General features: G+C 43.4%; 28 protein-coding genes and 1 pseudogene. 1 reads left to right on the forward strand and 28 read right to left on the reverse strand.

The window, feature by feature from the left end; all coding sequences use genetic code 11:
- Positions 1 to 31 precede the first annotated feature (31 nt).
- The 13 genes from I593_RS06310 to I593_RS19990 all read right to left on the reverse strand — a co-directional run bounded on the left by I593_RS06310 (position 32) and on the right by I593_RS19990 (position 14,518).
- On the reverse strand, positions 32 to 418 hold the full coding sequence (locus tag I593_RS06310; RefSeq protein WP_016166740.1) for a hypothetical protein: 387 nt from the start codon (positions 416 to 418) through the stop codon (positions 32 to 34).
- Between the two features lie 60 nt (positions 419 to 478).
- Positions 479 to 709, reverse strand: coding sequence for a hypothetical protein (locus I593_RS06315; RefSeq protein WP_016166741.1), 231 nt, complete (start codon positions 707 to 709; stop codon positions 479 to 481).
- On the reverse strand, positions 702 to 2,603 hold the full coding sequence (locus I593_RS06320; RefSeq protein ID WP_016166742.1) for a hypothetical protein: 1,902 nt from the start codon (positions 2,601 to 2,603) through the stop codon (positions 702 to 704). The genes I593_RS06315 and I593_RS06320 overlap by 8 nt, the downstream gene beginning before the upstream one ends.
- Before the next feature lie 14 nt (positions 2,604 to 2,617).
- The gene (locus I593_RS06325; RefSeq protein ID WP_016166743.1) at positions 2,618 to 3,019 is read right to left on the reverse strand and encodes a hypothetical protein; all 402 of its coding nucleotides are present in this window, start codon (positions 3,017 to 3,019) and stop codon (positions 2,618 to 2,620) included.
- Positions 3,016 to 3,297: a carboxypeptidase regulatory-like domain-containing protein gene (locus tag I593_RS06330; protein ID WP_016166744.1), complete on the reverse strand. Its 282-nt coding sequence runs from the start codon at positions 3,295 to 3,297 to the stop codon at positions 3,016 to 3,018. The genes I593_RS06325 and I593_RS06330 overlap by 4 nt, the downstream gene beginning before the upstream one ends.
- Positions 3,297 to 4,493 carry a hypothetical protein gene (locus I593_RS06335; protein ID WP_016166745.1) on the reverse strand — a complete coding sequence of 399 codons (1,197 nt, stop codon included), beginning with the start codon at positions 4,491 to 4,493 and terminating at the stop codon, positions 3,297 to 3,299. Before I593_RS06335 ends, I593_RS06330 begins: the two co-directional genes overlap by 1 nt.
- Positions 4,494 to 4,551: 58 nt before the next feature.
- Positions 4,552 to 6,168 carry a hypothetical protein gene (locus tag I593_RS06340; RefSeq protein WP_016166746.1) on the reverse strand — a complete coding sequence of 539 codons (1,617 nt, stop codon included), beginning with the start codon at positions 6,166 to 6,168 and terminating at the stop codon, positions 4,552 to 4,554.
- A 3-nt stretch (positions 6,169 to 6,171) separates the two neighbouring features.
- Positions 6,172 to 8,139, reverse strand: a complete 1,968-nt coding sequence (locus I593_RS06345) for a hypothetical protein (protein WP_016166747.1) — start codon at positions 8,137 to 8,139, stop codon at positions 6,172 to 6,174.
- Complete coding sequence (locus I593_RS06350; RefSeq protein WP_016166748.1) at positions 8,129 to 8,548, reverse strand: hypothetical protein; 420 nt, start codon at positions 8,546 to 8,548, stop codon at positions 8,129 to 8,131. Before I593_RS06350 ends, I593_RS06345 begins: the two co-directional genes overlap by 11 nt.
- Positions 8,549 to 8,551: 3 nt before the next feature.
- Positions 8,552 to 12,607 carry a tape measure protein gene (locus tag I593_RS06355; protein WP_016166749.1) on the reverse strand — a complete coding sequence of 1,352 codons (4,056 nt, stop codon included), beginning with the start codon at positions 12,605 to 12,607 and terminating at the stop codon, positions 8,552 to 8,554.
- A gap of 88 nt (positions 12,608 to 12,695) precedes the next feature.
- Positions 12,696 to 13,241 (reverse strand): Rha family transcriptional regulator, encoded by a 546-nt coding sequence (locus I593_RS06360; protein ID WP_016166750.1) that lies wholly within the window; start codon positions 13,239 to 13,241, stop codon positions 12,696 to 12,698.
- Between the two features lie 211 nt (positions 13,242 to 13,452).
- Positions 13,453 to 14,274, reverse strand: coding sequence for a BRO-N domain-containing protein (locus I593_RS06365; protein WP_016166751.1), 822 nt, complete (start codon positions 14,272 to 14,274; stop codon positions 13,453 to 13,455).
- Between the two features lie 82 nt (positions 14,275 to 14,356).
- A complete protein-coding gene (locus tag I593_RS19990) occupies positions 14,357 to 14,518 on the reverse strand; it encodes a toxin-antitoxin system HicB family antitoxin (protein WP_016166753.1) in 162 nt (53 codons plus the stop codon).
- A gap of 112 nt (positions 14,519 to 14,630) precedes the next feature.
- On the opposite strand from I593_RS19990, the gene I593_RS20825 reads away from it, so the two are divergent.
- Positions 14,631 to 14,939: an Arc family DNA-binding protein gene (locus I593_RS20825; protein ID WP_016166754.1), complete on the forward strand. Its 309-nt coding sequence runs from the start codon at positions 14,631 to 14,633 to the stop codon at positions 14,937 to 14,939.
- 27 nt (positions 14,940 to 14,966) lie between these two features.
- Here I593_RS20825 and I593_RS06375 read toward each other — a convergent pair whose 3' ends face one another.
- The 15 genes and pseudogenes from I593_RS06375 to I593_RS20610 form a co-directional block, all read right to left on the reverse strand.
- Positions 14,967 to 15,530 (reverse strand): hypothetical protein, encoded by a 564-nt coding sequence (locus I593_RS06375; RefSeq protein WP_016166755.1) that lies wholly within the window; start codon positions 15,528 to 15,530, stop codon positions 14,967 to 14,969.
- 9 nt (positions 15,531 to 15,539) lie between these two features.
- Entirely contained in the window at positions 15,540 to 15,824 is a 285-nt protein-coding gene (locus tag I593_RS06380; RefSeq protein WP_016166756.1) for a hypothetical protein, read from the reverse strand.
- Positions 15,825 to 15,857: 33 nt separating this feature from the next.
- Positions 15,858 to 16,451 carry a hypothetical protein gene (locus I593_RS06385; protein WP_016166757.1) on the reverse strand — a complete coding sequence of 198 codons (594 nt, stop codon included), beginning with the start codon at positions 16,449 to 16,451 and terminating at the stop codon, positions 15,858 to 15,860.
- Positions 16,452 to 16,520: 69 nt separating this feature from the next.
- Positions 16,521 to 17,258 carry a phage tail tube protein gene (locus I593_RS06390; protein ID WP_016166758.1) on the reverse strand — a complete coding sequence of 246 codons (738 nt, stop codon included), beginning with the start codon at positions 17,256 to 17,258 and terminating at the stop codon, positions 16,521 to 16,523.
- Positions 17,251 to 17,439 carry a hypothetical protein gene (locus I593_RS06395; protein ID WP_016166759.1) on the reverse strand — a complete coding sequence of 63 codons (189 nt, stop codon included), beginning with the start codon at positions 17,437 to 17,439 and terminating at the stop codon, positions 17,251 to 17,253. The genes I593_RS06390 and I593_RS06395 overlap by 8 nt, the downstream gene beginning before the upstream one ends.
- Before the next feature lie 8 nt (positions 17,440 to 17,447).
- Positions 17,448 to 17,879, reverse strand: coding sequence for a phage tail terminator protein (locus I593_RS06400; protein WP_016166760.1), 432 nt, complete (start codon positions 17,877 to 17,879; stop codon positions 17,448 to 17,450).
- On the reverse strand, positions 17,872 to 18,417 hold the full coding sequence (locus tag I593_RS06405) for a phage virion morphogenesis family protein (protein ID WP_016166761.1): 546 nt from the start codon (positions 18,415 to 18,417) through the stop codon (positions 17,872 to 17,874). Before I593_RS06405 ends, I593_RS06400 begins: the two co-directional genes overlap by 8 nt.
- Before the next feature lie 7 nt (positions 18,418 to 18,424).
- Positions 18,425 to 18,865 carry a gp436 family protein gene (locus I593_RS06410; RefSeq protein WP_016166762.1) on the reverse strand — a complete coding sequence of 147 codons (441 nt, stop codon included), beginning with the start codon at positions 18,863 to 18,865 and terminating at the stop codon, positions 18,425 to 18,427.
- Positions 18,866 to 18,876: 11 nt separating this feature from the next.
- A complete protein-coding gene (locus I593_RS06415) occupies positions 18,877 to 19,236 on the reverse strand; it encodes a hypothetical protein (protein ID WP_016166763.1) in 360 nt (119 codons plus the stop codon).
- A 10-nt stretch (positions 19,237 to 19,246) separates the two neighbouring features.
- A complete protein-coding gene (locus I593_RS06420; RefSeq protein ID WP_016166764.1) occupies positions 19,247 to 20,326 on the reverse strand; it encodes a major capsid protein in 1,080 nt (359 codons plus the stop codon).
- A gap of 3 nt (positions 20,327 to 20,329) precedes the next feature.
- Complete coding sequence (locus I593_RS06425; RefSeq protein WP_016166765.1) at positions 20,330 to 20,695, reverse strand: hypothetical protein; 366 nt, start codon at positions 20,693 to 20,695, stop codon at positions 20,330 to 20,332.
- 3 nt (positions 20,696 to 20,698) lie between these two features.
- Positions 20,699 to 21,667, reverse strand: coding sequence for a hypothetical protein (locus I593_RS06430; RefSeq protein ID WP_016166766.1), 969 nt, complete (start codon positions 21,665 to 21,667; stop codon positions 20,699 to 20,701).
- Between the two features lie 55 nt (positions 21,668 to 21,722).
- On the reverse strand, positions 21,723 to 22,154 hold the full coding sequence (locus tag I593_RS06435; RefSeq protein WP_016166767.1) for a hypothetical protein: 432 nt from the start codon (positions 22,152 to 22,154) through the stop codon (positions 21,723 to 21,725).
- The gene (locus I593_RS06440; protein ID WP_016166768.1) at positions 22,155 to 23,360 is read right to left on the reverse strand and encodes a phage head morphogenesis protein; all 1,206 of its coding nucleotides are present in this window, start codon (positions 23,358 to 23,360) and stop codon (positions 22,155 to 22,157) included.
- Positions 23,357 to 23,559: pseudogene (locus I593_RS20610) on the reverse strand (phage portal protein family protein); the annotation flags it as partial. The pseudogene I593_RS20610 and the gene I593_RS06440, both read right to left, overlap by 4 nt.

The following is a 23,559-nucleotide window of genomic DNA, read 5'->3' on the forward strand; positions in this document are numbered from 1 at the left end:
CCGCCCTAAGGCGGCATTGATTTGTTTTGCATTAATTACTTAAATCATCTTTAGTTTGTTTAAGTTCTTTCACTACTTCAATAATGGTTTTCCCTTCCTGCCTGTTTATGAAGTTGAAGGTCCACCGCACAATGGCCCAGCCAGGTAAACCGCAGACAAAAAAGAAGCCACCCAATGCAATCATTCCCCATACATCTGTAACCCACTCATGCAATCCCCATTTAACGATGATGAAAGCACCTCCAGTTAAGCTAGAAATAACCGTACAGATCAAACCCACAGCCCATTCCTGTGGTGAGCGAGGTAGACGCATCATGATGACAACAGTTGCAACAAGTGCGATTGCTAAAGTAATTACTACTGCAGCACCATAAAATTTTAAAAAAGCAGCAAAACCACTTGTAGAGACAGGCTCCATATAATTCCCCAAATTTTTGACATAAAAAAACCGCTTAACGCGGCACTCACTTGTTCTCACTTAAACTTCAATATTCATGACTTCACCAATCGGTGCACTCCTTACAATTAATTGCCCTTTCACAAAGACTCGACTCCCTATTTGAAATACCGTGGTAGCAGTACAAGCCACCAAACCTGATCCATCGATCACCAACACTTTATAATTCGGATGATCAGCCATCTGAACAGTACCTACAAATTCAGATTCCCTGGGAATGAGATCCAATAAGCGCTTATATGCATTACTCATGATTAACTCGCTCCACGGTAACGATCTGTGTGACTTTGCTATAGGTGAATGAGCAACTCACTGAATCTACAACTCCCCACCACTCTGCATTGAATGCCAAAATATCTGCTGGTTTACACAGCCCGATTTTTTGAGTTAAAGGCATGGTAAAAGTATGCATCTCTACCATTCCTGCCCTGGCTAATGCTGACTTAGCATAAGCACCCATTACTGATGCAGATGTAAACAGATTGTTGTTAACCGTTTCTAGCAAGATGTCACCACTGCTGCCAGTGCGCTTTACTAGTCCTGTTTGCCCAGTCTTATCATTGGTAAGGCTAATGCCGTTATAGTCAGGATAGGTGTCATAATCAGTAGATAACTCAGTGACAATTGATTCTGGCAACAGAATGTCGTAGTCATTCGTGTTCATCGAATCCCAGAAGGTTTTCTTATAAAGTGGCTTGATGGTTATCGCCTGACTATCTGCCTCGCTATATACAAATCCTCCACCTGCAGCTGTAATTTCCTGAATGGCTTTGATCGGCGTCAATCCTGAGTAACTGAAGCTCTCCGTTGGAACAATCCAACCTAATGCATCGATCAATTGCCAATTCAGACCCAAATCAGGATAAGCTGATCGATCAATCTCAGCTTGAACCAGTTGTACAGACGTACGCTCATTCTCCTGAAGGAAAGCCCGAGGTGGTGAAGATGGTGAATCCAGTAAAGCTGATGGACTACGCCCCGTTAATGTATAGGTTTCTTGGGCAAACTGCCGTGATCGGGTGCGACTCTCCAGTAGCATCAAATGCTCGAAGCCATTCACCACGATTTTTAAAATGACAGGCTGTCCTGCAACTGGATCTAGTTTTGACAATTCAAACGCAGGAATCGCTAAAGTATAGGACCAGCACCAACTCTGTCGATCGGTGCGGTAGTTCCCATTTAATACATGAATCTTTTGCCCATTATCAAGGCGCGTTACGCTAATTTCATTCACGATATACCACCATGGTTTTGATTCAAATGTAGGAATACAGTCGTCTACGCCAAAATTCAGAATGACGTTATGTGAGTCCACATCTGTGCAGAGACAATTGAAAACCAGATCCGTATTACCAACGTATTCAGGGATTTCAGCTTCTGGCCAAGGCTCAACCGCATGTTTGCGGTAATAAGTGGGCCGAGCCTTTTCCCAAGGAATAGAGTTTTGAGTAACGAGTTCTAAACCTTTATCCCAATCAAATAAAAACTTGTGTTCGAAAACCTGTGCAACCTCATGACTGAATGTCAATTGCTTGCGTTTGCGAATGAGTTCATCCCATTCTGTAGAACGTTGAATCCTTAGCTTCAATGATTCTTCAAAAACCAAGCTCTGATTGATGAAGTACTTTTGATTCTCTTGCCAATACAAATAACCTGAACTGCTTAGCCCTGTGCCTTGTTCAAAGGCTTTTTGCACCGCCACCCTAAGTGCAAGGCCTGCCTGAAAGTTACTCTCAGTAGAATGACTGATGGTCAATCCTGAGTCATAAAAAAAGGCACTGTGATGTGCCTTAATGGTTGGTTTTGACCATGATATTTCAGGTGTAGTCAAATATGGAATTGCTGTCTGGTATTCAGCAGCCCAGTAAGTTTCAATACCACGTGTATGATTAATATCATTGATGCCAGATATACTGGATTGAATAGACGTATCAATAACAGCAAGCAAGGCGCCTCGATTATCGATATTCCCCCAATTTCCACCACTGATTTCAGCCTGAATATTGGTATTGATCGTAGCGAGTAAAACACCTAATTGTGGCTCAACATCAGCAAAATTTAATACGACGTTATGACCGTCGACTGGCGTGAATGGTTGCTCAAAATCAAGTACGACATTATGCGCGTCTGGTGGCGTGTAAGACATTGACCACCTCTAAATCAGTAGGGTTTCAGAATGATGCTGTCGAGTTTTTGATGAGAGCCCAGTGCAATATCAGCGCTATTTAAAACAATATCTGTGCCTGAGATACCAATTGTGAAATCTGCATAAGGTTCGTCATCTCCATTGTATAAACGAGCCCAGATAGCAGTTCCTGCTTTAGCTGCCAGAGCTGTGTCAGTTGGATAGAGCTCAATCCCATCAACCAATACTTGCTTGATGCAAGGCTCAGGCAATGACAATGCACATAATGCATTTGCAGGATTTGCTGCAATTTCAGTACTGGCAGGCTTGGTGTCACTGTAATACACGAAATATGCGGAACCACTACCTGTATCCAAAAAATCAGCATGGGCTTGTAGGGCTAAAATTCCTGCTTTTTTTGATATTTGTACTGTCATTTCGTCACCACATTATCTTGGATTACCGCATTAAATACTTGTGCAATATCACGTGCAAAAACTGTAAATCGATGCCCTTTAGGTAAACCCTTGAATGTGTAAGCACCCATGTCATTGCTTTGTGTAGCGACGATTTGATTATTAAGTGGGTTAAATAAATGAACAATTGCACGATATGGCACACCCTTTTTCAGCACAACCCCTGAAATCGACACAAAGGTATTCGAACCACCCGCATAATGTTCGGCATTTGATCCCTGATATGGATTGTATTCCATCACAAACTCCCAAGATTGAATGCGTAACGTCTATTGTTAAGCTGAAGATCAATTACATACATCATGTTGCTATAGGCAACAGTTGAATATGCAGCATCAGAGCGTGCTTTATTGATGTAGCGTAAACACGGTAACACCCCCATCAAATAAGAATTTGCAATCAAAGTGAAAGGCATACATGCAAAATTATTAGAATAGGTATTGATCGTTCCTGAATCATACAGGCCATGTGCAGCAAGTACTGAAACCTGTGTGTTTACGCCAACACCATTAAATATGATTGCTGGGCAGTTATTTCCGTAAAATGGCGCACAATTTTGTCCCACGGAAAAGTCTCGACTTGCTCCGACAGTGGCATAATCCCAAGTGGCCAACAAATAATACGGTGTGGCATCAACCCCATCGATCAGATCGTAGACTCCAAAACCATAAAGTAACTTATGGCTGTCTGAGGGTTTCATTGGATTCACTAAGTAGAACCCTTGGCTATTCCCTACAATCATCCATGGTCGATTACCACTGATTGATGAGTCAGAGTCAGCTCCAGCGGTATATGCATCCGTACTCCTAGCATAGTACCATTTAGCCCACCCCGCATAAGCACTCGAACCAGAACCCGTCCCCACCCAGTTTTTAGTCGGATTATCGGCATCAAATGGAATCTGTGTCGAAGACAGATCATCAATACCAGCACAATTCTCAAGTACACCCACTTTGGCGTATTTCGCATAGCTATCCGAGTAAACTGGATCGAGACTATTATCCACTCTTAAAAATGGGCGATACACTGCACTGACATTTTTATCTCGATAAACGGCCTTATTGGGGCCTGCAAATGATTTTTCATATCCCAGCGGTTTCAGAATCGCATTTCCAATCGTTGTCACTGTGGTTACAGTACTCTCGATGACAACAGCTGCCGCGTTTGGAACCCCGACAATTCGAAAATCACCATTTAAACCCGTGGGAACGAAGCCACTAAGTCTTAGGACTTGAAACATCTTCAGTTGATGATTGGTTGTAAATGTAATCGTCAACTGAGAACCTGAACTGGTGACGTTATTAATTGCAGGAAGTGTTAGACCGTTGACAAGACAACCATCGAGCACATTAATCAGGACACCCCATGCATTACCTAGGCTTGGTGCATTGTAGTTTTCACTACAGATAAATTGATAATCTGTACTTGCGACCATTTTCGATTACTCATAAAAAAAGACCACTTAAAGCGGTCTAAATTGATATTAGTTTTTGCTACACATTACGATTGATATCGCCACGGAACATGATCTGGAATTGATCCGAGATTGTTGTCGGCTCGGATTGCTTCACTGTTCGGATGCACCAGACTGGGAATGTGGCCGCTTTGGTATTGAAGCGCAGCACATTGCCTGATGCCCACCCCGTTCCCCAACCTTCTTTCTTGATGGTGAAATAAGGAGAACCAGTAACTGGGTTGATCGGAGAGCAATCTACATTAATTGAACCCGTTCCAATTTGACCCGCATCCTCACCAATAATTCTGAAGTTAGTAGAGTCGGTAAACACAATCGCCCAGCGTTCCTGAATCGCACCTTTATTCGTGACTGCAATCGGATAAAGCGCATCATTGTAATTCGCAGAAAGACTTGCGCCTGAGGCTGTATCGGCCCATGTGTTATTCCACACAGACTGTACGAACTTAGCTGTATAGCGTGACTGCATATCATTAATGACTAAAGCAGACCCGACGACTGTATTTTCAGCTTGATAGTTATGCGTCAAAGGCTTGGTAAATGTCACTTGGCCATTAATCTGCACATCATTAATCAAGCCCATATCCTGATAGCGATGCTTTGCCGAGATTGGAGCAACCAAAGCACCCAAGGCAAAATCACCACCCAGAGTCACACGCCCATAATCATAATCCACCGTATATAAATCAAAGGGCACTTTGCTTCCATGGGCATCCTGCAACTCGCACCACGAAATACGCTGATCATTCAAGTTGTAAGTTTGCCCTGCAACATGGCTTGGCAACTCTTGAAGCTTGGTTGCACTGATAATCCCGAGATCCCCAACACGAAAAATGGGTACTCGCCCATCAGGTGGCAAGCGCGTTGCAGAGAGTCCTAGGATATCTGCATCCAATGGAATGTATGTATATGCCACTGCATTGAAACGCACGCTATCCGCAGCAATCCAGAATGGCACATTGATATAATGATCCGTACCTTCAATAAACTCCAGTTCAGGCAAATACCATTCTTCAGCTTCGATTTCCGCGCGATTGGCTTCTGTAATCTTGGTTTTGGTATAAAAATAAAGATCGACAAAACCAGTTTCATAGTTAATCGAGCCATGCGCTTGTGTTGTCTCAATCAGACCAGCTTCATTCGCAGTCAGGGTTAGCTGCCCTCCGCTGATTGCACCTACTACAACGGTCAGAGAACCAGGACGAATCGGAATCGTTGGTGTTCTAAAACTGACATGGTGAATGGGCAAAAGATCAGTTGTAGTCGTGAGCGATTGGAGTGTGAGCGTGTTATCCGCTCCTGGTGTCCAGCTATCAACAGTGACAACACCTGTACCATATTGAATAGATCCACTCTGTGTGGCACTGCCTGTGGTCGGATCTACATTACGATAAATTAAACCACTGCGGTCAATAAAGGTGTCTGCACCCGCTTTGAAACGTACTGAGCCAGTAAGAATCTGTTCATCAAAGCCATTTGTAAGATCAAACTTAAGGTTTGATGCCGTCACTTGTTTAGAGCCTGCAGTTTCACTTGCAGTATCTCGGTAACGCACAGTGATATCAGTCGTTCCATAGGCTTTATAGGTTTCTTGCGTCGCAATAACTTTGTCAGTCTGTGGTAAATAGAAGCCCATCTTTTACCCCGCTAAATAGTAAGATTGAGATTTGAAATTTTGCGAGTAGCGTGTGTAGGTTGAATGTGGCGTGATCTCCACAGCACCTGTGGTGTAGTTAATCGTACCCATGACATTACCCAGTCGATCGACCAAATTCCCCAAGGTTCCACTTACTGGTACATCTGTCACCAAGACCGAACCACCCGCCTGCAAAAGCTGATTGGTTAATGGAATATCGAGTTCAACACTGTTGGGTTGAATGGCTGCACCTGCACCAATAGTAAAAACTAACTTGTTATTTGCATCTGGAACAATGTCAGTAACCACTTGCGACTCAGGTTCACCATAATCAAACACGAAGTTAAATACGGTGCCTTTCTGCGGAAGCTTATTCGGTATCAACTTTCCAGTACCTGCGGCATAGTTAATGCTTCCGATCGCATCCCCTGTAAATTGCCCTTGCGCATTGCTGGTTGCGGTTTTAGTCACTCCATCAAGTAACCATGTGGCAGTGACACTGCCAGACTTAACCCCTTCTTGCCCTAAATCAAATTCAATCGCTGCAGGTAATACAGCAAGATTTGATCGAGCAAAAGTGGTAATCGGCGAACCCCATTGCAATAGAATCGGTGTCCCTACATCAGGTAAAGCGCCTGTGGTTAACAGCCATGAGCCTGTCTGATAGTTGACTGTACCGCTACCGACTACACTGTTTGCCCCAACCAAACGCCCTGTGCCATTGTCTTTCAACATGTAGAACTTACCTTGTGCCATATAGGAAATCGAAAGCGCACCAGGTGCAGGAATTGGAAGTAAAACTCCTGTCCAGTTCGTCCCTTGGTTGTTCTGAGTCACGGGTAAAGCATAAGACTCAAAAGGCTGATTGGGTGCTGCTGCAGGCGTGAATGTAATATTCAATACCTGATTGCCTGTACCGATTGCATTGGTCCACACAATTTGACCCGTTTGATAATCTATTGTTCCGACCTGGGTACCCGTTGCCGTGCGAAGTGTGCCGCCATTGTCCGTGATTGATTGACTGAACAAGCTAAACGACATGCTACCCGGCATAACGCTAGAGCCGAGAAAGAGGCTTTGTGCTGTATTCACGTTTGTTGTGAACTGCACAGTGATTGTTCCATCACTGCCTGCAACCAGTGCAGAATTTTCACTGACTGCATTCAGGTCCAGTAATGGGGTTTCCACTTGGGAAGACGGGATGAGCTGAGCATAGATACTTTCAGCATTAACGGTAAAGCTACCCACATTGACATCTTCAACCAGATTCACACTGGCATAGTAACGACCACTATCAGCCACAATCGTGTCCCGAATGATGGTTGCTGGCTTGGTATTGTTGTACCACTGTGTCGCGGACACACCAATGAAATCTCGGCTGAGTGAGTCATTGAATGAATAAGTTGCGATCTTGAACTCAACATTGCTGTTATTCACTCGGACCGTGCCAATGCGCGTTTCAACTGCAGTTAGGCGTAGAAACTGAGTGACTTCATTTGCTGTACCTTCATTCACAACCAATACGATCGAGTCACCAATGTTGTTTTCAGTTTCAGACTTATCCATGACCACTTGAATTGACTTCATGCCAATGTAGGCTTCATCAAGTAACGATCCAACCGCCTGTGCACCTTTGGCCAAATAATTCTCTACACGGTTTTGAGCGGCTGCTCGTTCATCTGTCCACGATTCTGTACTGAACAGCAAAGCCGATACATTTGGATCTGCTGGATTCTCTGAAATGAATGCTGTAGCACCCATAAGTGGATCTGCATCTTCATTGGTTAGACCAGGAAAGATCTTACGCATCGATACATCGCCCATTGTGCGGTCTAGCTCTGATATGTCTGGGAATAGGTTATTGCTCTCCCCATCTACCACAATCTGACCTGAATATTTTCCCCCACCATCTTCTGTGTCGGTCAAACGCTGCGACTTATAAATGACGAGGTTGTTGGTTTCAATTGGCATCGTTTAGCTCCGTAAATCGCATAGTGACACTGTAAAATTCATTCTCAGAAGCGGCAGGAATGCCCTTCACGGGCTTGGCTTCAATCGCATTTTCAGCATGGTTAAAAATGACATTGAACTCGCGTTGATCACTGGCATATTCAAACTTTAGAGTGAATTCTTCACCCTGGGCTGCCGACCAGTCCTTCAGGATTGAAAGGGTAGATCGCTTGATCCACCCCATATCATCTGCTGCAGGTTGCAAGGTAATAGGTCGCCCATATTTCTTTGCCCCTTCCTGAATAATCAAAGTTCCATCTACAGCACGCTCTTGTGTCTGTTCAATCGGCTTCCAGTCAAATTCATCCGACCATAAAAAACCGTCCTCTAATGGGACGGTTTCATTTGTTGATTTACGTGTTAGTTTCATGTGTTACATACCTTTGGCTATTCGCTCCAATTCAGTCATAAATGCATTCATATCCACCTGCGTAGATTCCTCGCCTGTTAATGTGACTGTCTTCCCGCCAAGCGAGAGGTTATATGTCACTGTCTTGGCAGACGGCTGCTCAACCGTAGCTGTTGGTACCGCCACATTCACTTCAGGTGCCTGAGCATTGACCGAGGCACTCTTGGTTCCAGTTCTAGCTGAACCTTGACCTGCCATATATCGCGCTAAAAGCTCCTCAACTTTCTTGGTACCGAATGCAGAGGTTTGACCATTGTTTAACAGCTTCTCAAATGCCTTAGCGGTGTATTCATCACCGCGTGCACGTGCATCCCTTGCCTTATTCTTATCAATCTCTAAACCTTGATTCAGAATGTTCTTGGCAATCTTGGCTGCTTCAGCTTCGTCGTAACCCATGCCAGATAACTTGGATTGAATATCGGAAACGTTATAAGTCGTAAAGTCAGCACCCACGCGCTGCGTCTTATTCTCCTTCTCTGCTTTGGATCGAGCATCCATCATCTCATTCCATGCTTCGATTGAGCTTTTAGCCTCCTCTCTAGCAGCATCACCGAGTTCACGGTATCCACTGATCGCTGATCGAGCAGAATCTCCAATCTTAATGTTTGACTTAACCCACTCGGATGTAGTTTGAACCACTGCTTTGCCTGTCTCATCGATCTGGACTTGGAGACCTTGGCTTGCTGCTTTTGCTTGAACTTGAGCAATCTTAGCCTTATCACCAGTAGCTATCGCTGCATTTAGCATTTCCATGTAAGCCTTCTTGATTCCTTCTGCTGTTGCTTGACCACTTTTACTGACTACATCAAAGTTTCTTTTTGCTATTTCTGCTGCTTCACTTAACTGCTCTTTGGTCTTAATGCCGAGAGCAGCAAAGGCGGCAATTGCTGGATTTAAAGCCTCTGGCAATTGAGTTGCCTTTTGCTCAATCTTACTTAGGCCTAATGCAACCTGCTCGCCAGTTATCAAGCCTTGTTTTTCAAGTTCCAACAACTTACTTTTGGCATAATCCAATTCCGCCCGTGTTTGGGCAGTATCAATCGCCTTGTTCAGATTGGTTGCTAAAGCTAAACCAGTATCAATACCTTGTGCCTTATAGGCATTCAAGTTCTCAATAACAATTTGAACGTCATTGCTCGCAGACTGAAAAGCACTTGAGAAACTGCCTTTTAATTGCTGGGTCTCTAGACCTGTACGCTCCAATGCTGCCTTCATAACCGCTTCAGTAACCGCAGCAGACTTAGTCGCCTCCTGCGCAGTACCAGCAAAAGCGGCTTTTGCATTGGTTTGGAAAACCAATAAGTCTTTACCATCAAGACCCTTGCTTAAGCTTGCCTGCAACTCATCACCAGTAATTTTTCCTTGGTCTTTAAGTAGAATCAGGGCGGTTATTGAATCATTAATTCCTTTGGTTGAGTCAAACTTCATCGCATTAGATATCTTCTCTAATGCCTCTTTGGTTGGCTCGCCCTTTTTGATTAATTCATCAAACTCTGCAACAAGTTTCTTGGATTGCTCAGTTAATTGGTAGGCTTTCTCACGGCCTTTTTCTGCGGCAGCAGCTATTTCCGCTTTAGACTCAGCTACGACTTTGGCTCTTGCAATATCCCATAATTCTTGCTGCTCAAGCAGTTGCATCGATTTAAGCAACTCACCATTGTTGAATACATGGTCTTCAGCCTTAGCAAGCGCCTCACCTATGTAAGTACCAATAGGCTCGAATACCGTTGGTACCAATACACCAACTGCAGTGATAGCCACACCAAGTGAGCCCAATCGCCCTATAAGTGCAGTTATGGATGAGCCAGTTGCGGCATTCGCTGCCACGGTTGCTGTTGCAGTTGTTGCTAATTGTGCTTTGGCTGCTGTGGTCGCTCTGGTAGCTGCTGCATTTGCCAGTTGAGCCTGTGTATTAGCAACAACCGATGCGGTTTCTTGGGTGACTGCCACCGAAGCTGCACGCACTCCAGCCGCCTTATCAAAGAACGTATTTGCAATATTGAGGGCTTTATACGCAATAAAGGCTTGAGCCGCTAATGTGAGTGTTGTAAAGATGGTATCTAGGTTTTTCGCTATCCAACCCAAGGATTCAGCAACTTTAGCACTTACATTATGTGTTTGATCTAAGTTACCTATGAACTCCATCCATGAAGTTTTCAGGTTGGTGATGCTATTCCCTATGGTTGTTGGGAATTGATCAAACTCTTTTTGAATTGTCTCTGATTGGCTAAGGAGTGCTTTAGTTATAACCTCAGTTGTAAGCTTGCCCTCACCAGCCATAATCCGAAGCTTTCCAGTTGTTACACCCAACCCCTCAGCGAAAGCTTGCAACAATCTTGGTGATTGTTCGGCAATACTATTGAACTCTTCCCCGGCTAATCGCCCTGAGCTTAGACTCTGCTGGAGCTGAAAAACTGCCGCTTCAGCACTTTCAGCACTACCACCACTCACCTGAATTGCCTGATTGATAGTCTTTGTGAGTTGAAGGACTTGATTCTGTGGGATTGACATTTCCTGCCCGATTTTTGTTAATCGAGCGTATAGGTCTCCCGTCGCCACTAAATCTGTGTTTGTCTCCCTCGCAATCATCAAAACTTCGTTAAGTGCGACCTTTACATCACCATGCGCACCTACAGCGATTTTTAGTCGAGCATTCAAATTAGCCCACGAGTCAGCGGTCTGAGCAATTTCCATTGCTGACGTACCAATACCCAAAGCCGCAAGAGCACCAGTTAAAGCATTGAAGCCTGTTTTTAGCCCCTGTATTTCGCTTGATGCGCGCTGAGTAAGTGTTTCTGTTTCACTGAGCTCTTGATTTGTTTGATCAAGAGATTGGTCTAACTCATTAATCGTAGGTGAGGTCTGCTGGGTTGCCTGTTTAAACTCTTGCATTGAGTTTTCAGTTACATCTAAAGCCTGCTCTAAAGCTGCAACTTTATCTTTAGCATGATTTAGTTCATCAAGAGAAACACCTTTGCTTGTGTTTGATAAGGACTGCCATGCGGATTTTGCCTCATTTAACTCTTTCTCGAGATCATTGATAGCAATAGATCCGAGTTCGCTAATTTTCTCAATTTCCTGAGCGGATATTTCCGCCTTATCCCCCATAGATTCAATTGCACGAGTTGCAGATTGTGCCTCACTCACAAATCCTGAAAGATCAATATCGGAAAATTTTGAAACATCATCCAGCACTTTCTGTGTGGCATGATCCACCAATCTCATGGATTCTGATGCTGTATTTTCAAACTCAGAAAATGCTTGTTTAGTTAAGTCTAGCGCCTGCTCAAGCCCCTTAACCTTATCACCAGCAGCCTTAATCTCTTCAAGTGTTACCGCTTCACTACTTTGATCCAGCGCTGCAAAAGCATTACGTGCAGCAAGCAGCTCACGCTCCAGTGAACCAATTGCCGCAACCCCAAGTTGCTCAATACGCTCAACATCCTTAGCTGATGCTGTAGCACCATCTCCCATAGATTCTATGGCTCGGGCAGCATTCTGCGCTTCACCAACGACATTTGATAAGTCTACATTCGTGAATTTCTGAACTTCAGCAATAGTGTTGCTGGTTGCCTTATCCACCCCAGTCATAGCATTGGTTGCAACTGACTGGTATGCGCCAAACGCTGCCTGAACATCTTTAATAGAGCTTTTAAGATCCGCCACTCGGTTAATAGCGCTACTAATATCTGTTGGTGATGCTTTTGATTGCGATAAGCGAACTAATTCAGCTTGAGCCTCAACCAATTCACCATTGAGTGATGCAACCATTTGCTGACTTTGCATCGACATTTCGCGGATCTTCGTACCACTAATGGTGCTCTTATCGCCTAAATCAGTAATCTCTTTGGTTGCTTCATGCAGGCCCTGCACAAGCTCAGTGACTTTTACCTTTTGAGCTTCACTTTTAATCGTATCAAAAACTTTAACAGTTACATCTTGGGCTTGCTTGGTATTTGATACATAATCCTTGGTGTCTGCATCCATCACCAACTTAAAAGTTAAATTTTTTCCAGACATGAATATTCCTTTGGTTCTAAACAACCACACAAAAGAAAAGGGTCACATTTGAAATGCGACCCTTTAGGTTTTGCTGATTGGCATGGTATTAGTTCAAGTTCTCAAATAAACACGGCTGGATTTGACGATCCACATTGGCGATTGCTGTTTGCAGTACATCTCTGTGCTTTTTCCACTGAGAAAGACCGCGCCCACAAGCACTTGCGATATCTTTTTCACACTCAAATTTTGCATTGAGTGCTTCTCGTTTCTGGATAAGTGAGAAATAATCTGTCTGCAACAGAGCGCGAGCATCAAAGAAGGCTTTTACCAATGCCTTTTTGAAATCAATTACGCGTGGGCTGTTGCGCATCAAAGTCATTAAAAAATATGCTTGCTGTTCACTTAGTGCTGCATATCGAGTGTGGCGACCTCGTGTTGACTCACGTTCTGAATTCGCCATTTCAAATGCGGAATTCGTTGACTCAAAAGTAACCCGACCAAATTCCTGAATATCTGGAAGATATGTTCGCACCAATTGAATAACTGTTTTGTGTGTCAGCCCCAATCCAAGCGCTATTTGCAGGGTTGTAGTTGTAGGCTCACCTTTTTGCACTTCTACCAATTTAATTACTGGATTAAATTTCGCATTCATAGTGTTACTCCTTGGAGTTGTGTTGAGCCTGAGTGCAGAATGCAAATAAAACAAACAGGCATTAAAAAAGCCGACTTGTTATGGTCGGCTTCGCTTTAAAAAATATAAATCTGTGTCAATTGGTTTGTGAAATACTTCGTCTTGTAATAACGGGGTTATACAAGACAAACTTTTATTTAGGCATTAAAAAACCTCCCGAAGGAGGTTTTATTTATTTCTCTAGATACCATTTCATTGTATGAACTGCCTGCCCACCCAAACAACTATAAGTGGTCATCCCATTTTTTATAGCCGCTTGGTTCAGTATGTTTGCGTGACAAGCCATCTCTTGAGCCATCCCAATCATTTGCGCTGCATACTCACTTCTGAGTAACGTCAATGCTGGATAAAACTCATTTTTTATTAGCTTTGCAATTTTGGGCACATACCACATTAAGAATTGCACATCTTGATCTTCCCATGGTTTTGCAATCTGCATCTTGTCTGCATTGCTATACAAAGCGATTAGGTGATGCACATATTCCACGGCGACAGGAATTGCTTCGTATGGGATATCTTCAATATGTTCTGTGCCGAAACGCTGATTAATGATTTTCCATGCATCACTTGAGTTTAAGTGCTTGGTTTTAGCAACTAGCATGGCGTGTGCATCATGCAAAGGTGTGCGTTCGGATTTATGGGTTTTGGCAACTGGTGCGCCGACTTCCTTATCAAGAATATCTAAAACCCATTTTCGGAATTGTTTAGCTATTGCTGTTTTAGAAAACATGGCAATTAGGTGGGCACCTCGGAGTGAGAAAATTCTCGTCTCTTTCTCTGAGCTGCCGTTACCAAAACCCTTGACACTCAATTTGAGGGTCAAGGTCATAGATGAGTTAAACTCATCTTTATTGCGCTCATACACCTGAGTAACAGCATCAGATTTTGCATAACCTAATGCGCCCGCTAACTCACTCGCAGTTAGCCAAGTTTGACCATTCTGTTGAACAGGTGAAAAATTTACATCGTTAAAACTTAATGCTAAAGTAGTCATTGTTGACTTACCTCGTAGTTGTTGACATCAATCAAGCCCCGATCCGCCAAGATTTGATGGGCTTTTTTGTTGCCTGTTGATTTCATGCTTTCGCACTCTCTTGGTTTAATAGAAGTTCAACAGCCTTATTCATTAAATAATTCATTGAACGCTCTTCTTTTTTCGCCTTTTCTTTTAAAGACTCGTGCAATTCACCTTCTAGGCGAAATCGTACATCTGTAGATTTTTTTTGTTTGGTATTCATAGTCTCACCCTTATTGCCACACTTTGTGGCGTTTAATAACTATAGCCGCACTTTGTGGTATTGTAAATAGATCAAGACAACATTTTGCCACTTTTTGTGGCATGGAAACTTTATGAGCAACCAAACTGACCACACGATTGTTAGATTGCGCGTACCGCCAGAGTTAAAATTAAAAATAGAAAAATCTGCTGAAGCAAATAATCGCTCTCAAAGTGCTGAAATGGTAGCTCGGTTAGAACAAGCCTTCTCGCAAAACCAAAATGATTTTAATGCTGGCTATAACGCTTGCATGGCTCATATGATCATTGCGGTATCAAAAGCCATGTCGGAAAAAGGAATTCCTTGGAGTGATGTGCAAAAAACATTAATTGAGGTTGTTGATGACTTTCATAGAATTGCGAATGATAAAAAAGCGCCCTAAGGCGCTTATAATTGCCACTATTTAGATTTAGACTTGCAAATATTTACAGCTTGATTGCTCTCGCTCCGCAAGCTCCAATTGCTTGCCGTAATCAGTAAGCAGAGTCGCGGCATTCAACTCATATTCCTTACCTTTCATAAACTCTAAATAAGCATCAATGTTGGTTGACATTGCGTCAACATAAAGCAACCTTGTTGATTCTGCGCAACCTTGATATTTTTTTGCTGATATATTTCGTTTAATTTCTTGCATCTTCGTAACTGGTTGTGAAAGAGCAATTCTGCTTGTAGCGCTAGCAACTTGTGCGGCATCTTTCCACTCAAGAATAATGCCATTTAATTCATTGGCTTGTAGTGGAGTAATTTCTGGGTTTTCAGCAAGTTTTGCGTCCACAACCTGTTTAATTGTTTCTTCTTTAATCGCTGTTCCACCTAATTGCTTATCGAGTTCAGCAGCCTTTGCAGCTTCGATCTTTTGTTGATGAGCGATCTCTGCTTGCTTAATTCGTTCCGCATCAGCTTTATTGCTCTGATTCATAAAGTAGAATAAGACACCTACTAATACCAGTGCACCAATTACCAAGTACTTCATACCCCACCCTTAAGCATTCCGCCACTCAATCTTAACAATCTTTCCACGGCACAAAATTACGGTGTATTCCTGCATATCTACACGATAAACGTATTCAGTTGCAGCACAGTAAAATTGACCATCATCAAGAACATAATGCTTCGGTCTAGGCTTACCCATTTTTTCAATCAACGATTCTTCAGTTTGACCAACCGAAACAATGTCGCCAGAATTGGTTCTAAAGTTGTTTGTAGTACTTCCAGCCCAAACAGCGGTAGAAATAACGGTTAAAGCTAAAATTATAAGTTTTTTCATGAATACCCCCTTGTTGTGAGACCTAGTCTATTTTTATTCCTTTAATTCATCAACAAAACTTTTAAATTGCTTCGCTGCTGCATGTTGTGCCATACGGATAATATTGGATTGAGTAGCAATATTCTGCTTTTCACGTTTCACTACTGCTTCTGTATAAAGCTTAAATGCTCCATAGGTCATATTCATGATGCTGTCATGGCTATGGCCATTCGATACCAATAACTGGAATGAATCAAACCAAGTCGAATCCTGATCATTGGTTTCGCTACGTTTCTTACGGCGTTTTGATTTCGGCTCTTTATCGACGAAATATTGCTGATTGGCTTTTAGGCCAGTTTTGAGAAGTTGTATAAATACTTCCTGATCTTGAGCCGCTTTTAAAATCGCTGGATGGTCCAGATCAGTAATCAACTGAAGCATCACTACACATTCAATCAAATGCTTTTGAATTACCTTCTTAAGAATTTCATCTGAATAGTCACTTACATTGCCCAGCATATTCTTGATGGGATCAGCTGCACCTACCCATAAGTCAAACTGACTCATCTGGATCTGTCGAACTTCAAGTGAGACATCATCAACTTCAAGGCTCAAGCTACGGTTCGATGCAATAAAGAAATCATTCATGATTGAATCCTAAAAAACAGGCACAAAAAAAGACGCTGATGCGCCTGGTATTCTTTGTGCCTGTAAAACTTATGCTACGGAAAATCGATCAATACAGCCAAATGGACCAGCTTGCGGATCATTCGCTTTGGATGAATCAGCTAAACACTCACCTTCAACATCAAATGATGCAAAGTCTTCATTGATCAAGTCGAATTCAGTATCAGGTGAGAACTGAACTCGCCACAATTCAACAGAAAGCTTGTCACCCGAGTAAGTATCAATCCCTTTGAATAGTAAGGCGTACTCACGCCCAAAATGCGTCGCCATGGCGGTTCGCTCTACCACACCAGCGCTGCCTGACCAAGTTACAGGTCCCGCAGGCTCTACAAGAAATTCGACTGTGCCAAATACCGAATCCAAGCTGTAAGTGGATGGATCAATATCCGTACTGCCAGTTTTGAAAGCAACCCCAGTTAAATTGCGATGGCCAAGGCTGATCATGTGACCCGCCTGAACAGTACCCAGTGATTGATCTGCAAGGGCTTGAGCTGTCGTTTTAGCCGTTTCACCACTAAACAAAATATTCTTGTTTTGCTTATTAAGCTCTTCAAGAGATCCACTAAATGTCACACCAGTAGCTTTACGCAAAATTGCATCTTTTGCGCGTGTCCCATCTATAGCAGTGAAATGATCAGTTGAGTCAGATGAAATCGCAATTTGCATATTGGGTGCATTACCCATCGTCAAATAAGGCCCCACTACACCATTAGTAATTAATGCGGCAAGCATCTCACCTTGCAGTGAAATTAGATCAGGTTTAGCCATCTACTTTAGCCTCTTTTGTAGTTTTGGTTTGTACAGCAGGCTTATTCTCAGAAGCTTCCATCACTTCTTCAATCACACCACGCTGCAGTAAGTCTTGGATCTGTGCGGCGGTCAAACCACCAACAATATCCCCAGTACGAAAACGCCCAACAGGTTGCCGGGCTTTGTATTGCTTAGTCATATAAGCTCCTATACGAATGTTTTTGATTCAAACACCAAAGTGATATACACGCAGGTGGTCGAGTAATCCTCCTCAATGGCAACCAAGTCTAGCGGTCTTGCACTTGACGCTGGATTCCAACCACATAGAAGCTCTAGAACCTTTTGCGTCAATATCCCAGCTCGGTCCAGTGCCTCAGCACCATTACTCAACTGTGATGCTGCATGGCGCTCAACAACAGTTACTTCCCATTGCTTGGCAAGCATGTTGGTCGATGATCGTCCCGCATCATCTACTTTACGTACACGGCGGTAATACACTTGGGCGTTTGGAGTTACCTGTGTCATTTCAGTGATTTTGGCTGAATTAGCAGGTGTATAAATCATCTTAAAGTCTGCAATTTCACTGAGCTTTTCGGCAATTTCAGAACGAACAGCAAAGAAGTTTTCTGCATCACTCATGGGTTAAATGCTCCACAATTATATCCATCACCTCATTTTCATCGGATTCCGTGAGACCTAAGAAAGGACGGCGAGGCATATTGACCTTGTATGGTTTACCCATAGTTTCCTGCATAAAATTAGAACGAGATTGACGTACAAATCGATTCCCAACAGTACCGTCACGCCCTTGTCGAAAGTAGGTCCTTCTCATACGGGCTTCATGATGGATCTCACCACCGAAATGATGAATAGCTGCATACTCAACATCTGTTCCAATCTCAACACCATTCGGCAGAACGTTATGAGTAATTGAATTCATCAAGCGTGATGTATCTCGAAGCGTTGTCCCGCCTTGACGAGCCACCCGACCTGAAATACGCCACTTACCCTCTAAGCCTTCGCCCACCATCCAGCGGCGTCGGATATTGTTTGAGACTGTATAGCCTATCGCCTCAAACAATTGATGCTTAGTTTGATCAAGTCCTGAGAATCGCTCCAGCGCTTGAACTATTAAAGATTCACCATCTGCCTGAATGGTGATACCCACACCAGCCATAAGAACCTCACTTGATGCTAGGCATCATGTCTAAAGTTGCATCACCAAATACACCGCCACGATATGTGCTACCGATCGGCATCGTTGCTGGTGCATTGACAGGCTTCTCTTCAGTGACTTGATTTTGATTATCGAGAATGGCCAAGACATTTTTTCCATCCCGAACACCTTTTAAGAACTCTTTGGCATCTTCGTAGCGCTTCCGAACTTCTTCGGTAGGCTGCTGAAAGTACAAACGATAGCGTGCAATATCACACGCTAATCGTTTTAAATTGTTCGGGGTGCTTGGTAGTGGCAGTGCGTATTTGGCAGCAAGATAGCTGTCAATTTCTTCACTTGCGTCTTGTATAGCATCTTGCACTGCAGTGCCTGACGAAGGATGCATACTTTCCAATTGCTCGATTTCATCTCCAAATCGCTTGGTAAGTTCTTCACGCGTTGCATACATGGATCACCTACCTATTTTTCAGTTGACGTTGTAGCCTTCTTAGCCTCGGCAGTAGCCTTTTTCAAAGCCGCTTCAGAAGCATTCAGAGATTTCTCTAAACCTTCAACCTTCGCTTTCAGCTCTGCGACTTCTGCATCAGCTTGGGTTTTACCAGCAATTAGAATTTCTTCATTTGCCTTCAGCTCTGCGACTTCTGCCGTAAGACTTGCTAACTGAGCCGCGGTACCATCAGCCTTAGGTTCCTTGGGCTCTTGATATTCTTCAATAGCCCCAGATACTAAAAGGGCCTGAATGCGGTCATCATTCAAGCCCTTGATTTCATCACCCGGCATAAACTGCCCGATGGATTGCTTTGCAATGTACTTTGGCATCTAAGCCTCCTTATAAGGTAATGAATCCAGTACCGCCACAAATACCATTTTTGTTGCTCGGGACAACAAGCGGTGCTGATTCTGTAAGAAGCATGATTCCACTTGGATCTTCTTCATACCATTGACGATCAAAGTATTCCAAAGCCAAACCATTTGCATGGATGTTTTCGATCTTACATTGAGTGACATAACCATTATTGTCAGCAATCAATGCAAAGTAGTCTTGTGGAATAAAGCGCTTGGTCTGACCTTTGTTTTTGTAGGTAGCATCATACGTCCAGATTTCAATGTCACCCAAGTAGCCTTTGAATTTGGCTGAACGTGAAGCATTGAGCTCTGGGCGGTACGGAACGCTGATGCCTGCATACGGCGCTACAAACTTCGCTTTGAAGTCTGCATTCTTTTCTAAGACTGACCACACCTTACCAGTAGTCAGAATCATCTTAGCCTCACCACCATCTTCATCAAGCATGCGCTGAGCCATGGTGTCGATATCCTCGACTGGGGTTGCTCCCACCTGATCCCAAGCGTTTGCAGGCGTAAATGCTAATGATGCATCGCGGCCGTACGAAACCACATTTTTGGTGTAATCATCCGATTCAAGAATGATTTGGCCAGTGGTTACCAGTTCAGCTGCCATCAAGATTTTACGGTTATCGATTGCATCATGGTTACGCTTCATGGTTTCAATCTGCGCAATCACGTATTGCTCTGATGTACTGAGCTGATTACTACCAGTTGAGATAATGTTGGAGTCTCGCAAACGAGCCAGTAATGCTGTATCCCATGCAGTTGCAGGGGTAATCTGATTCTTTGGTTTGAGGTAAGCTGGGTTTAAATGTTGCACTTGAATCGCAGTTGTGCGGTCGAATGGTTTACCAGGAATCTGCGGAGCAACCAAAGGTGCAATATCAGATTCAGTTTCAAGCTCAGCAATAGGAACTGTGCTTGTGGTAAATGATTTGCGACGAGGGAATAGCTTGTCCAACAACCACGTATCCATTGGCGCATAGTTCGAGTGAATGAGAGCTAATTCATCTACACCTAACAGCTCAAGCGGTGCATTATTAATTACAAAACTTTGTGGCATGACTTACACCTTTGATAGTTCGATTTTGTTTTTAGATGCCTTGGCACGTGCCGCATCGTACTTGTCAGCTGTTAACGCAACACCTGAAATTGAAACCGCTTCAATGCTAAAAACACCACCAATGAAGTACGGAATTTCAGTTCCTTTTGCTGCCGCTTCTGTTGCTTGAGCAGCAGTTAACGTTGCACCACAAATAACATCCCACGTTGATTCATCTGCAGCGTGGGTAAGGACATTTGCAGCAGATACAACAAGCAAATCCCCTTCTTTGTATGCTGTAGCTGTTGTCACCTTACCGTTAGCACGGCGTGTTTTACCGACATCCAAATTGAATGGTCGAGATTGATGCGAAGTTGAGATAGTAGTCATCTATTAAGCCCCTTGCTTCTGAGCTGCAAAAGCCTTAGCTCCTGCAGTAAATTGATGCTCTTGGTTACCACCTTGCCCCTGCTGTCCACCCTGACCACCCGTAGCTTGATGACTAAACAAGTGCTGTAAGTGAGCTGGAACGACGTTGGTTTGCTGTTGACCTGCAGGTGGTGCTGGCTGCTGTCCTGAGAACTGTTTTAGTTGCTGAGACATGAAGGCAAATGAAGCATCATCCATATTGGTATATGACGTTTTTTCTTCAGCGCTGAACTGCTTACTCAAGGCGGTTTCCAGTGCTTTAATGTCTTCTTCACGCTTATCCGCTTTGAACTTTTTCAGCTCATTTTGCGCAGCATCACGATCTTGCTCCGCTTTTTCACGAGCAGCTTTTTCTTTTTCGAGTTCGGTCACGTCCGTTTCCTCTTGGTTGAAAGTTTTTGATTTAGGGCTATGACTTGCTGCCACAGCATTTGTATTGTCATCCGCACCTAAAGCACAGAAAGACACTTCGCGAATACGACCGCCACGGAATACGGTGATAGGTCCTTGGTGAACCTTCCCATTTACCATTACAGATGCATCAGCTTTGATTTCTTCGATTGAAGATGGCTCAATACGTACTGACATTTGCCATGGAAAGCCGTCATCTGAGTCTTGGGCTACCTGAGTACCAAACTCATTACTCATCAAGTCACCAGAGACAGTTAATCCTGTTTGGTGGTTAATTGAGTGCGTATTGATTGCACCTGCACGCTGACTCGATCGATGCTCAAGTAATGCAGGAATGCGTCCTTTCAATTGCATTGAATCAAGATCAAAGACGATTCGATCCCAATACCAATGGTCTGTAATAACTTCTCCGCTGTAAGCCACGCCGGAGAAGGTACGTTTTTTCTTACCCTCTTCAGCCTGATTTACATTTAGCTGCCCAAGCTGAAAGCAATACTGATTGGGCTTATCTTCTTCTGGCATTTTCATGCTCCATAAAAAAACCGCCTTGACGGCGGTTCTGTATGCTTGTGATTATTTAATTACTTTGAACTAAGGCTAGCAGTTTTGTTTCCGCCTCCCTTGTATGTTGATACATCATTGGCTCATTGCGCTGTATTACAGATGTCAACGTATCGATAATTCGCAATTTTTCTTCAAGTGAATAATTTTTTTTAATGCTCGTAGTTAAAGCTCCACCATCCGCTGACACATTACTGCCGTTCGGCACTAAGCTTAATGGTTGGTTATAGTTCGACATATCGGAGCTTTGATTCAAGGCGTTTGAACCAAAATTGCAACCCAATGGATGGCATCCATCTTTATCAACCTTTAGACCACCAGTGAGAAGCATGCGCAAATTAAATCGGTCTTCTTTTGAATCAGCAACGATTGAAACAATGTTCATCCCCGTTAAGCTCATGACATCTTTATATAAGACGCTCATTCCATTTTTTAAAATCAATTTCATCTAATTCACCAATGCTCTTAACACATAAATCATCTTCCCATCTGAGGGTGCTACTGAAACCACCTCAAACGACAACCCCATCTCAAACAACACGCCTTGCCCTGCATTGAGTTTTTCAAGATCAATACCTAAGCCTTTTGCATTCTCAATTTGAATCACTATATTTGACTGTGCACCCGTTAGCAGTAACGGCGAATCCAGAGTTATGACTTTACCCACTTCAAGCGAAGCCGCATAAGCCAGTGTTGTAGATCCTCTGACCACATCCACGGCGTTTGCAGATACAGCCTGAATCTTAGCCATATCCCCTTTCACCCAGCGCTTAAGCACTTCTTCTGCCAACGAGATAGCAGGTTTCTGAACATAAGCCGTTAATGCAGTAGCATTGCCCTGTACATAATCCACCAGCGTCCTGATCGCACTTGGTCGTAGTGTTGGATCAAGTGGCACCACCGTATCTGCAATCGTATTGAATAGATCTCGACTCGAATCCGTCATCGGTGACAAGAGGCTCATCAACTTCTTGCTAGCAGTCCATTCAGCCTGAATTGCTTGTTTCTGCTCCAGTAAATATTCCTTATCTAAGATTGAGTCAGTAATCTTTTGATCAACAGCTGACTCCATCTCACCGAATGTTAATGGACTCGTAGACCAGCCCATATCTTCTGCAATTTGTGGTAGATCTTCATCAGAAGTAATACCGAGCTTCTTCGCTTCTTTCTCAGTCAAGGCAATTACGGTGCACCGACACATGAAAGACCATGGTGGGTAATACAACAACCAAAAAGGATCATCGATATGTCTGATGATTCGATTCAAAGCCAAATGGCTGGGACGAACACGAGTGTCATTAATCGCTGAATACATTAAATAAGGTCGTTTCGCCTTATTCTTCTGCTGTTGTTGCCAACGTCCATGGCCATAAGCTGTCTGGATATTGGTTCGGAATACATTCTTGAGATAATGCTTACTCAGCACAATCTCGTTTTCTTCAACCAACTTCTGAAAGTCGTTGAATGTTCCACCCTCTGCCAAGGTCTTATTGAGCGATTTAATGACTGTCTCGATCTGCTCAATGCTGGACAGAAAACTCACTGTAGTTGCCAATTGCCGTGTATTGAGATCCATTGAATAGAATTCATCAGGCAATACGATTTTACGAGACTGAGCGAATTGCAGAGCCTCTAAAAAAGTGATTGGTTTCATTTATCCCCACTTGCCGTGACATACCCCAGCACATCGGCTGCATACAAAGCCATTTCTAGATTGGCCGTAAATTGGCTTTCACTTGCACCTGGCATAAGCTTCATCATATTAAATGCCAAAGCCTCAGGGGTTTCACTGGACTGAATCAGCTCATTCACTTGCTTCTGATCCAGCAAATCAATCGATCGCTGACCATCGG

The organism is Acinetobacter tandoii DSM 14970 = CIP 107469 (genome assembly GCF_000400735.1).
GTDB lineage: Bacteria > Pseudomonadota > Gammaproteobacteria > Pseudomonadales > Moraxellaceae > Acinetobacter > Acinetobacter tandoii.

Bases quoted from the DNA above. Each gene is read 5' to 3' on its own strand.
- I593_RS06310 (WP_016166740.1), bottom strand. From the start codon at position 418: ATGGAGCCTGTCTCTACAAGTGGTTTTGCTGCTTTTTTAAAATTTTAT.
- I593_RS06315 (WP_016166741.1), bottom strand. From the start codon at position 709: ATGAGTAATGCATATAAGCGCTTATTGGATCTCATTCCCAGGGAATCT.
- I593_RS06320 (WP_016166742.1), bottom strand. From the start codon at position 2,603: ATGTCTTACACGCCACCAGACGCGCATAATGTCGTACTTGATTTTGAG.
- I593_RS06325 (WP_016166743.1), bottom strand. From the start codon at position 3,019: ATGACAGTACAAATATCAAAAAAAGCAGGAATTTTAGCCCTACAAGCC.
- I593_RS06330 (WP_016166744.1), bottom strand. From the start codon at position 3,297: ATGGAATACAATCCATATCAGGGATCAAATGCCGAACATTATGCGGGT.
- I593_RS06335 (WP_016166745.1), bottom strand. From the start codon at position 4,493: ATGGTCGCAAGTACAGATTATCAATTTATCTGTAGTGAAAACTACAAT.
- I593_RS06340 (WP_016166746.1), bottom strand. From the start codon at position 6,168: ATGGGCTTCTATTTACCACAGACTGACAAAGTTATTGCGACGCAAGAA.
- I593_RS06345 (WP_016166747.1), bottom strand. From the start codon at position 8,139: ATGCCAATTGAAACCAACAACCTCGTCATTTATAAGTCGCAGCGTTTG.
- I593_RS06350 (WP_016166748.1), bottom strand. From the start codon at position 8,548: ATGAAACTAACACGTAAATCAACAAATGAAACCGTCCCATTAGAGGAC.
- I593_RS06355 (WP_016166749.1), bottom strand. From the start codon at position 12,607: ATGTCTGGAAAAAATTTAACTTTTAAGTTGGTGATGGATGCAGACACC.
- I593_RS06360 (WP_016166750.1), bottom strand. From the start codon at position 13,241: ATGAATGCGAAATTTAATCCAGTAATTAAATTGGTAGAAGTGCAAAAA.
- I593_RS06365 (WP_016166751.1), bottom strand. From the start codon at position 14,274: ATGACTACTTTAGCATTAAGTTTTAACGATGTAAATTTTTCACCTGTT.
- I593_RS19990 (WP_016166753.1), bottom strand. From the start codon at position 14,518: ATGAATACCAAACAAAAAAAATCTACAGATGTACGATTTCGCCTAGAA.
- I593_RS20825 (WP_016166754.1), top strand. From the start codon at position 14,631: ATGAGCAACCAAACTGACCACACGATTGTTAGATTGCGCGTACCGCCA.
- I593_RS06375 (WP_016166755.1), bottom strand. From the start codon at position 15,530: ATGAAGTACTTGGTAATTGGTGCACTGGTATTAGTAGGTGTCTTATTC.
- I593_RS06380 (WP_016166756.1), bottom strand. From the start codon at position 15,824: ATGAAAAAACTTATAATTTTAGCTTTAACCGTTATTTCTACCGCTGTT.
- I593_RS06385 (WP_016166757.1), bottom strand. From the start codon at position 16,451: ATGAATGATTTCTTTATTGCATCGAACCGTAGCTTGAGCCTTGAAGTT.
- I593_RS06390 (WP_016166758.1), bottom strand. From the start codon at position 17,258: ATGGCTAAACCTGATCTAATTTCACTGCAAGGTGAGATGCTTGCCGCA.
- I593_RS06395 (WP_016166759.1), bottom strand. From the start codon at position 17,439: ATGACTAAGCAATACAAAGCCCGGCAACCTGTTGGGCGTTTTCGTACT.
- I593_RS06400 (WP_016166760.1), bottom strand. From the start codon at position 17,879: ATGAGTGATGCAGAAAACTTCTTTGCTGTTCGTTCTGAAATTGCCGAA.
- I593_RS06405 (WP_016166761.1), bottom strand. From the start codon at position 18,417: ATGGCTGGTGTGGGTATCACCATTCAGGCAGATGGTGAATCTTTAATA.
- I593_RS06410 (WP_016166762.1), bottom strand. From the start codon at position 18,865: ATGTATGCAACGCGTGAAGAACTTACCAAGCGATTTGGAGATGAAATC.
- I593_RS06415 (WP_016166763.1), bottom strand. From the start codon at position 19,236: ATGCCAAAGTACATTGCAAAGCAATCCATCGGGCAGTTTATGCCGGGT.
- I593_RS06420 (WP_016166764.1), bottom strand. From the start codon at position 20,326: ATGCCACAAAGTTTTGTAATTAATAATGCACCGCTTGAGCTGTTAGGT.
- I593_RS06425 (WP_016166765.1), bottom strand. From the start codon at position 20,695: ATGACTACTATCTCAACTTCGCATCAATCTCGACCATTCAATTTGGAT.
- I593_RS06430 (WP_016166766.1), bottom strand. From the start codon at position 21,667: ATGCCAGAAGAAGATAAGCCCAATCAGTATTGCTTTCAGCTTGGGCAG.
- I593_RS06435 (WP_016166767.1), bottom strand. From the start codon at position 22,154: ATGAAATTGATTTTAAAAAATGGAATGAGCGTCTTATATAAAGATGTC.
- I593_RS06440 (WP_016166768.1), bottom strand. From the start codon at position 23,360: ATGAAACCAATCACTTTTTTAGAGGCTCTGCAATTCGCTCAGTCTCGT.